Source organism: Streptococcus sp. 1559 (assembly GCF_013276735.1).
Taxonomy (GTDB): Bacteria; Bacillota; Bacilli; order Lactobacillales; family Streptococcaceae; genus Streptococcus; species Streptococcus pseudopneumoniae.
Genome location: NZ_VMLO01000046.1, coordinates 786 through 9151 on the forward strand (window position 1 = coordinate 786; position 8366 = coordinate 9151).

8 protein-coding genes and 1 pseudogene are annotated in these 8366 nt (G+C 36.0%); 4 read left to right on the forward strand and 5 right to left on the reverse strand.

Annotated features, from left to right (window positions below; genetic code table 11):
- The first annotated feature begins 266 nt into the window (after window positions 1–266).
- From HT688_RS07145 to HT688_RS07155, 3 genes are all read left to right on the forward strand, one after another.
- Window positions 267–1196, forward strand: coding sequence for an ABC transporter permease (locus HT688_RS07145; protein WP_172923680.1), 930 nt, complete (start codon window positions 267–269; stop codon window positions 1194–1196).
- A gap of 12 nt (window positions 1197–1208) precedes the next feature.
- The gene (locus HT688_RS07150; RefSeq protein WP_172923681.1) at window positions 1209–2132 is read left to right on the forward strand and encodes a carbohydrate ABC transporter permease; all 924 of its coding nucleotides are present in this window, start codon (window positions 1209–1211) and stop codon (window positions 2130–2132) included.
- 103 nt (window positions 2133–2235) lie between these two features.
- Complete coding sequence (locus tag HT688_RS07155) at window positions 2236–3711, forward strand: ABC transporter substrate-binding protein (protein WP_000800407.1); 1476 nt, start codon at window positions 2236–2238, stop codon at window positions 3709–3711.
- Between the two features lie 193 nt (window positions 3712–3904).
- Here HT688_RS07155 and HT688_RS07160 read toward each other — a convergent pair whose 3' ends face one another.
- The 5 genes from HT688_RS07160 to HT688_RS07180 form a co-directional block, all read right to left on the reverse strand.
- Window positions 3905–4519 (reverse strand): ATP-binding cassette domain-containing protein, encoded by a 615-nt coding sequence (locus HT688_RS07160; protein WP_000130637.1) that lies wholly within the window; start codon window positions 4517–4519, stop codon window positions 3905–3907.
- A gap of 2 nt (window positions 4520–4521) precedes the next feature.
- Window positions 4522–5349, reverse strand: a complete 828-nt coding sequence (locus tag HT688_RS07165; RefSeq protein WP_000402862.1) for a hypothetical protein — start codon at window positions 5347–5349, stop codon at window positions 4522–4524.
- A 4-nt stretch (window positions 5350–5353) separates the two neighbouring features.
- On the reverse strand, window positions 5354–6175 hold the full coding sequence (locus HT688_RS07170; protein WP_000771482.1) for a hypothetical protein: 822 nt from the start codon (window positions 6173–6175) through the stop codon (window positions 5354–5356).
- The gene (locus HT688_RS07175) at window positions 6176–7252 is read right to left on the reverse strand and encodes a hypothetical protein (RefSeq protein WP_138700136.1); all 1077 of its coding nucleotides are present in this window, start codon (window positions 7250–7252) and stop codon (window positions 6176–6178) included.
- A 148-nt stretch (window positions 7253–7400) separates the two neighbouring features.
- Window positions 7401–7793: a hypothetical protein gene (locus HT688_RS07180; RefSeq protein WP_000183090.1), complete on the reverse strand. Its 393-nt coding sequence runs from the start codon at window positions 7791–7793 to the stop codon at window positions 7401–7403.
- A gap of 277 nt (window positions 7794–8070) precedes the next feature.
- Here HT688_RS07180 and HT688_RS07185 point away from each other — a divergent pair.
- Window positions 8071–8187: pseudogene (locus HT688_RS07185) on the forward strand (DUF3502 domain-containing protein); the annotation flags it as partial.
- Between the last annotated feature and the right edge of the window lie 179 nt (window positions 8188–8366).

Genomic DNA, 8366 nt, shown 5'->3' on the forward strand with positions numbered 1-8366 from the left:
GAGATTTTTCAATATACCCTGTTATTGGACGCTTATAGCAGAGTGATGCCATCACTGGGCTAATAGAGATAAAATAAACAATTGATTTAGGACATTTGTTTGATAGTGGTGATAAAGTTTTAAATCTGCTACATAATTTGTAGAGTTTTTTCTATAATTAGGAGTTTAACCTAATCTACAAATAGGAGTATACTAATAATGTAATCGTTATCAAAAGTCTAAAAAAGAATTTTTAGATGGATATCAAAATAAAAAGGGAGGAAATTATGAATAAGTTTTCAAAAACCTTGAGAGACAACTGGATCTTTCTCTTGATGGTTTTGCCAGGGGCACTCTGGTTGATTCTATTCTTTTACATTCCAGTATTTGGGAATGTGGTTGCCTTCAAAGACTACCACATGACCAGTAATGGTTTCATAGATAGTATCATAAATAGTAAATGGGTCGGACTCGATAATTTCAGATTCTTATTTAGTTCAAGAGACGCCTTTATTATCACACGAAATACGGTCCTCTACAATCTTGGCTTTATCTTTCTAGGTTTAGTTGTATCTGTAGGGATTGCCATTATCCTCAACGAGCTCCGTTCTAAGAGAATGGTGAAGATTTTCCAAACTTCTATGTTGTTCCCTTACTTCCTGTCTTGGGTTATCATCAGTTTCTTTACAGATGCCTTCCTAAATATTGATAAAGGGGTGTTCAACCATTTATTGGAAAGTCTTGGTCTCAAAGAAGTCAATTTCTACGCTGATTTGGGAATTTGGCCTTATCTCCTACTTTTCTTAGGTATTTGGAAAGGTTTTGGATATAGCAGTGTCATGTACTATGCGACAATCATGGGAATTGATCCAACCTACTACGAAGCAGCGACAGTGGACGGGGCTAGCAAATGGCAACGAATTCGCAATGTCACCATTCCGCAGTTGACACCGCTGGTAACTGTATTGACCATCCTTGCAGTCGGAAATATCTTCCGTGCAGACTTCGGTCTTTTCTATCAAATCCCTCACAATGCTGGTCAGCTTTATAACGTAACCAACGTCTTGGACGTATATGTATATAATGGTTTGACCCAGACAGCGGATATCGGGATGGCTTCAGCAGCAGGTCTCTACCAATCAGTAGTCGGTTTGATGCTGGTGGTTCTATCAAACTTACTGGCAAGACGAGTTGATCCAAACTCAGCCTTGTTTTAGAAGGAGGAGAATATGGCAGAAAAGAAAATTAAAAAAGAAAAAATTGATAATGTCGGCATTCACTCCTTCAGTAAGAAAGCAGATATCTTCTTCAGTATCATTTCGGGTTTGATTGCCTTCTCTTGTATCCTACCCTTCGTATTCGTTATCATTATTTCAGTGACGGACGAGAAAAGCCTCCTCCAATACGGCTACAGCTTCTTCCCATCCCAATTTGGATTAGACGGTTTTGAGTTTTTGGCACAGTTTAAGGATAAAATCTTACAAGCCCTCTTCATCTCTGTCTTTGTAACCGTAGTTGGGACATTTACAAATGTCTTTATCACAACAACCTATGCCTACGCTATTTCACGGACAACCTTTAAGTATCGCAGATTTTTTACTATCTTCGTTCTGCTCAGTATGTTGTTCAATGCTGGTTTGGTACCAGGTTATATCATGGTGACTCGTGTGCTTCAGCTTGGTGACACTGTTTGGGCCTTGATTGTGCCAATGCTTCTCTCACCCTTTAACATCATCTTGATGCGTTCCTTCTTCAAGAAGACCATTCCAGAAGCCATTCTCGAATCGGCTCGTATCGATGGTGCTAGTGAGGCTCGGATTTTCTTCCAAATCTGTTTGCCATTGTCACTACCAGGTATCGCAACCATCACGCTTTTGACAGCACTTGGTTTCTGGAATGACTGGTTCAACGCCCTTCTTTACATCAAGAGTGACAACTTGTATCCATTGCAATATTTGCTTATGCAAATCCAACAAAATATGGACTACATTGCCAAAGCGGTCGGCTTGACTGGTCAACTGGGAGTTGCTCTACCGAAAGAAACAGGTCGTATGGCCATGGTTGTGGTCGCAACCCTTCCAATCGCGATTTTGTATCCATTCTTCCAACGCTACTTTGTAAAAGGTTTGACTATCGGTGGTGTGAAAGAATAGTGCTTATTGAGAAAGAACATTTCTCATTTCCAAACTTCCCTTGCGTGAAGTTAAAATCATTACATTGTTTATAAGTTTAAAAATAAAAAAAGGAGTTTTTATCATGAAAAACTGGAAAAAATATGCTTTTGCATCTGCTAGTGTAGTCGCTTTGGCTGCAGGTCTTGCTGCTTGTGGAAATTTGACAGGTAACAGCAAAAAAGCTGCTGATTCAGGTGACAAACCTGTTATCAAAATGTACCAAATCGGTGACAAACCAGATAACTTGGATGAATTGTTAGCAAATGCCAACAAAATCATCGAAGAAAAAGTTGGTGCCAAATTGGATATCCAATACCTTGGCTGGGGTGACTATGGTAAGAAAATGTCAGTTATCACATCATCTGGTGAAAACTATGATATTGCCTTTGCAGATAACTATATTGTAAATGCTCAAAAAGGTGCTTACGCTGACTTGACAGAATTGTACAAAAAAGAAGGTAAAGACCTTTACAAGGCACTTGACCCAGCTTACATCAAGGGTAATACTGTAAATGGTAAGATTTACGCTGTTCCAGTTGCAGCCAACGTTGCATCATCTCAAAACTTTGCCTTCAACGGAACTCTCCTTGCTAAATATGGTATCGATATTTCAGGTGTTACTTCTTACGAAACTCTTGAGCCAGTCTTGAAACAAATTAAAGAAAAAGCTCCAGACGTAGTACCATTTGCTATTGGTAAAGTTTTCATCCCATCTGATAACTTTGACTATCCAGTAGCAAACGGTCTTCCATTCGTTATCGACCTTGAAGGCGATACTACTAAAGTTGTAAACCGTTACGAAGTGCCTCGTTTCAAAGAACACTTGAAGACTCTTCACAAATTCTATGAAGCTGGCTACATTCCAAAAGACGTCGCAACAAGCGATACTTCCTTTGACCTTCAACAAGATACTTGGTTCGTTCGTGAAGAAACAGTAGGACCAGCTGACTACGGTAACAGCTTGCTTTCACGTGTTGCCAACAAAGATATCCAAATCAAACCAATTACTAACTTCATCAAGAAAAACCAAACAACACAAGTTGCTAACTTTGTCATCTCAAACAACTCTAAGAACAAAGAAAAATCAATGGAAATCTTGAACCTCTTGAATACGAATCCAGAACTCTTGAACGGTCTTGTTTACGGTCCAGAAGGCAAGAACTGGGAAAAAATTGAAGGTAAAGAAAACCGTGTTCGCGTTCTTGATGGCTACAAAGGAAACACTCACATGGGTGGATGGAACACTGGTAACAACTGGATCCTTTATATCAACGAAAACGTTACAGACCAACAAATCGAAAATTCTAAGAAAGAATTGGCAGAAGCTAAAGAGTCTCCAGCGCTTGGATTTATCTTTAACACTGACAATGTGAAATCTGAAATCTCAGCTATCGCTAATACAATGCAACAATTTGATACAGCTATCAACACTGGTACTGTAGACCCAGATAAAGCGATTCCAGAATTGATGGAAAAATTGAAATCTGAAGGTGCCTACGAAAAAGTATTGAACGAAATGCAAAAACAATACGATGAATTCTTGAAAAACAAAAAATAATCAGCTAAATTGATTTCGTGTATTCATTCCTAACTCCTAAAATAAGAATCACTGCTTTCCTCAGGTTGGTCTGGGGAGGGCAGTGGTTTTTTTTGAATGAAAAATAAACCAACTAATATAATTCAGGTATAGTTGGTCTTTTTGTATAAAATTGCTATTTTATGAGGAGTGTTGTCTCTGTAATAAATCATTCTTATCCCAAGTATAGAACTTCATCACAGAGACATTCGATATCTTGCTCTATATGAGAAGCTAGAATAATAAGTTTCCCCTTTTCTTTTAGGTGGAGTAATTTTTCTCGAATTTTTTGAACAGATTGCTTATCAAGTCCGTTCATTGGTTCATCTAAGAGTAATATATCTGGATTTTCCATAAAAGCCTGTGCTAGAGCTAATTTTTGTTTCATTCCTAAAGAGTAGTGTTTTACTTTTTTAGAAGAACTAGGATCGAGTCCTACATCTATCATACTCTGAATGATTTCTTTCTCTCCTATTTTATTTTTGATTAGAGCTAGTTGATGTAAGTTATCAAAACCAGAATAACCTTCCAGAAATCCTGGAGTCTCAATAATAACACCTACACTTGGTAAGAAGGGAAAATCTATTCCAAGTATGTTTCCATCTAATTCGATTTTTCCTTCAGTTATACCTTCTAATCCCGCTAAACACTTGAGTAAAACTGTTTTTCCTGAACCGTTATATCCAACAATTCCGTATATATTTCCACTGGAAAATTCAAAGGAAAGGTCTTCAAAAATTACATTGTGTTTATAGTTTTTACGAATAGATTTTAAATGTAAGTCTGTCATATCTATTGTCTCCTTATTTTTTTCATAACAACTAGGATTATGGTGAGCAAAAGGTATAAAAGTAGGATACGAGTAATTATTTCTGGTAGGGATAGTAAGCCAGAATGGGCTTCGTATTTAATATAATGGAAGTCTAGCCAAGTTAAAGGAGATAAAAATTTAATCCAGAAACGTGAAGCTTCTGTAATAAATAATTCTACAATAACTAATCCACAGGCTAAGGTATTTCCTAAATTAGAATAATAACTATTGAAAACGAAAATCACTCCCCCAATCAATATGAACATAAGGAATAACAATAAGAATATTTGAAAAAAAGCGCCATAGGGAGAATAATATTGCAGTATAATTGAGCGTAGATGCGTCATGCTATCAACACCTTCCGGAAATGAAATGCGTCCTTGAGCTAGGGAGGGTAGGAGACGTCCCCAATGATTTGAAAGGTGTAGTGTAGGGAGAAAAGTGATTAAAATGCTGATGATTTGGTAAATCGAAGCGATTAAGCTCGCGATAAGCAGATAAATAAACTGGGAGAGCATCCACTTTTTCTGTCCGATTTTTAAGATTAACCAAAACTGGAAAGTATCTTTTAAAGGAAGATTGCTAAATAGTAGTATGACAGATAAAATAGAAATTGCAGTGAACCATTGACTCGTGAAGAGAACAGTTACAATGCTGACAGGATAAGTTTCTTTGAAGTGATTAGCTAAATTAGAAAAAGGTAGCATTAAAATCAAAGTATAGAGGTGAAAGAAAATTAAGATAGGCAACAATCGTTTAAAGGTGAATTGTTGTTTTAAGAGAATAGTTACTACACGTATAATCTCCATAAGATTACTCCTTATCATAAAAATGCCAATGTTTTTTAAGAGCTAGTCGAATGATCTCTATTGACAAAAGTGCCCATAGAGTTAAGAAAATATAAGGATAAAGCAACGAAAAAATATTTCGAAAGTTTTCGTCACCTACTTGAAAATATGCTAGCCCTTCTCGTAAATAATCATCTGTCGTTAAGACGATATGTGGTAGAGTAAAAAAAGGGAGAACTCTCTCTAAACCAAATGTTGTGAGGACAAACCAGGCTGTACTTGGAAGAAGATAGACCATTAACACATTAGGGTAAAAAACGGAAAGAACTCCACCTAATAGAGTAAAGAATGCAAAATAGAGTCCAATTAGACTAATGAGAAGGAAGTAGAAAAGGAATATAAATCCTTGATTTAACAACCACTGATTGCTAAAAGTAGATGAGTAGTGAGAATTAGTGAGGGGAAAATAAAAGGAGAGGAGAATTAAAAAACAGAATCCTAAGGTCAGTCCTACAAAATAAGAACGGAAAATTAACCGTTTGACGAAGGAAGAAGCGTATTGTCGCAGAGACATACGACTAAGTAAAAAAGGAAGTCTATTTTGATGGTAGTCTTGTGAAAAGTCTGTTACTACAGTGGAAGCTGCTGTTAAGATATATAATGACATTGCTAGATTTCTAGAGAAGGAGAGCATGAAATAATCAGGGACTGCAAGTGAATTTCTTCCGTCTAATTTTATTGTTAGATCTGTATAGGACATCATCAATGCAACTACTAAGGAAAAGAGTAGTCCAATCCAAATCCTCCAATCTTTTAGCGTATATTTAAAGGGGAGAAGTAGTTTCATCTAACTTACCTCTTTCCAGTTTGTGGGATCGATAACTGCTTTATCTATACGATCTTTTTCTTTGATTGTAAAGATTAGGAAGGGACGATAGAGATTTCCTCCATAGAGTTCTTTTTCTTGAGTGGGAATAGGTATATACTCAATTGTAAATGACTCAATATAAATTGGACTGTCCAAAATCAAATTTTCGTATTTTTCTTTTAAGACGTCTAATCCTTTTTGGACAGAAAGAGTCGCCATTTTATCTATTTTTTGAGTCGGTAAGATAACACCAGATAAATCAATTCCTTGAATCCCTGCTTGGGTGATGATAAAGTTTAGGTCAGGACCATGAATAAAACTAATCTCTCCGGATGAACCTAGCTGAGTTTCGCCATCAATAACTCTTTTACTAGAAAGTTTTGGAAAAACAGTAACATAGCACATATCAGTCAGATTGTTTTTGTCTATCTTTGTTCCTTTTAATTCTTTGGCATTTCTTTCGTAGGTTGGGAGATACTCAAGGAGTGTTTCTTTTGAGATAGCGTAGATGAGATAATCATAATCGTCAAATCCTAATTGGAGGGTATTTAGAAATTGCTTAACTTTGTTAACACCATCTTCTTTTGAAAATGGAAGTTCTTCTTTAAAGTCGGTTAGATTTAGATTATTTTCAATAGCGTCTAATCGTAGGTTGTGGAAAACACTTGATAGATCTGATATTTGATCAGATGTTAAATGAATCCATGATCCAGTTTTATTGACGGTAATATCTGCTCTGGTCTTTCCTTTTTGGAGTCTGGTTAAAGGATTCTTATCGGCAATAATTTCACTAATTTCACTATCGCTTCCCATAAAATTTTGGATAGCTGTTACCAATGTTTCTTTGTCTCCTTTTTTTGAGTCCCAAAAAGGCAATTCTTCTTTATAGGAGGTATCTATCTGGTCTGATAGATAGATTTGCTCTGTTATCTCTTTATAACCTTCTTTTATGGGGAGGTTTTCCTTATTTATCTCCGTTATTTGTTTTTTGTTATATTGACAAGCTGTTAAAAAGATAAAGGGAAGAATAAGTAGAAATAATAGGTATTTTTTCATAGTAAAAAACTCCTTTTAAAAAAGGAGCAGAGGCATGACACTTTTAAGATGCGGCCTCCACTCTTAGAAGGGGGCTTTAGGCTAGCGAGCGGTCAAATGATTAACTAGCGAATAACCCAATGTTTGCTACTTTTTGTTTTGAGACGAATTAAGGGTCAAAACGTCCTGTAATATTCGAGTCGAGCCAACCATATTTAGAGGCGTTGAGATAATAATAACGTCCAATTGTCCCATAACCGTCATTATAGTGAAGATTATAGCGACCATTTGAATCAGCTATTTTCATCTCAGTTGCAGGTTCATCCTCAGCAGCAGTCCAAGCGCGAATTCTGACCTTTTTTCCCCAACCAAGACCACCTGTGATATTAGCAACAGCAGGGGAGCCGTCTGTTTTTTCAGTTTTTCGGCTACTAACGGAATAGTCTTCGCGTGTAACATGAAGATTGAAATACACCATCTTAGCAGAAACAGTCTGACTAGCTAAGGGGAGTAAGCAAGCGACTCCCAGTCCTAATGCGATGCATTTTTTCAAATTTGTCATCACAATACCTCCTTTGTATTTTAGTGAAATCGATTTCATTTACATTGTACTACTTTTTTTTTATAATGTCAATCGCAAAATAAAGTATTTGTGATTTGTAATTCGAATGTGATAATGTCTTTATAAAATAAGTTATTAGATTTACATATCTCATAAAATATGGTTAAATTATTATATTGAATTTAGAATAGTACAGCATCTCTTCTAAAATATTGTTATAAATTGATTTGGATTCCAAAATTAAATTGCTCGATTCTTATTTCATTTTATTATATTTGACCCAGATAAAGCGATTCCAGAATTGATGGAAAAATTGAAATCTGAAGGTTCCTACGAAAAAGTATTGAACGAAATGCAAAAACAATACGATGAATTCTTGAAAAACAAAAAATAATCAGCTAAATTGATTTCGTGTATTCATTCCTAACTCCTAAAATAAGAATCACTGCTTTCCTCAGGCTTATCTGGGGGAGGCAGTGGTTTTTTGGGCACAAGGATATAGATATTCCTGTTTTTTCTTATCCTTATTTTAATACTCAATGAAAATCAAAGAGTAAACTAGGAAGCTAGCCG

Coding starts and splice junctions, on each gene's coding strand:
- HT688_RS07175 (WP_138700136.1), bottom strand. CDS start 7,252: ATGAAAAAATACCTATTATTTCTACTTATTCTTCCCTTTATCTTTTTA.
- HT688_RS07155 (WP_000800407.1), top strand. CDS start 2,236: ATGAAAAACTGGAAAAAATATGCTTTTGCATCTGCTAGTGTAGTCGCT.
- HT688_RS07145 (WP_172923680.1), top strand. CDS start 267: ATGAATAAGTTTTCAAAAACCTTGAGAGACAACTGGATCTTTCTCTTG.
- HT688_RS07170 (WP_000771482.1), bottom strand. CDS start 6,175: ATGAAACTACTTCTCCCCTTTAAATATACGCTAAAAGATTGGAGGATT.
- HT688_RS07180 (WP_000183090.1), bottom strand. CDS start 7,793: ATGACAAATTTGAAAAAATGCATCGCATTAGGACTGGGAGTCGCTTGC.
- HT688_RS07150 (WP_172923681.1), top strand. CDS start 1,209: ATGGCAGAAAAGAAAATTAAAAAAGAAAAAATTGATAATGTCGGCATT.
- HT688_RS07160 (WP_000130637.1), bottom strand. CDS start 4,519: ATGACAGACTTACATTTAAAATCTATTCGTAAAAACTATAAACACAAT.
- HT688_RS07165 (WP_000402862.1), bottom strand. CDS start 5,349: ATGGAGATTATACGTGTAGTAACTATTCTCTTAAAACAACAATTCACC.